At 42.4% G+C, this 467-nt stretch carries 1 rRNA gene; it reads left to right on the top strand.

Going from position 1 to position 467, the window contains the following annotated elements:
- Positions 1-67 (top strand): 16S ribosomal RNA (locus ACI48K_RS25625); the annotation flags it as partial.
- Between the last annotated feature and the right edge of the window lie 400 nt (positions 68-467).

The raw sequence follows: 467 nt of genomic DNA, 5'->3' as shown, positions 1-467 counted from the left end.
GTAGATGATTGGGGTGAAGTCGTAACAAGGTAGCCGTATCGGAAGGTGCGGCTGGATCACCTCCTTTCTATGGAGAATCGCTTCCTGCGATGGAAGCATTCAAAACGCTAACCTAAGTTAGCAAAGCATATGCTTTCGAAGTGAGCTTTACTTCGTAAAGCTTTTAACTCACTCGTTGGTCAGTTTTGAGAGTTCAACTCTCAAACGACTGAATGGCTTCAGTCTTTGATCCTTGAAAACTGGATAACGAAACGAAATTTGCGTTTTAGAAACATTCCTTTTAGCTGAACTTGTGTCAAAACAAGTTTAATAAAAGTAGTGAATGCTGGAGCGAACATATTGGAGATAGGCGATCCTTTGCGAGTCGATTTCAACCTTGTCAGCAGTGATAAGATCAAGAAATCGAGGAGCAACAGAGCGACTAGCTCAATATGCGAGCGAAATGGTTAAGCTACTAAGAGCACACG

The sequence above is a fragment of the Paenibacillus terrisolis genome (assembly GCF_056171975.1).
This window is presented reverse-complemented; position numbering and strand designations above follow the sequence as displayed.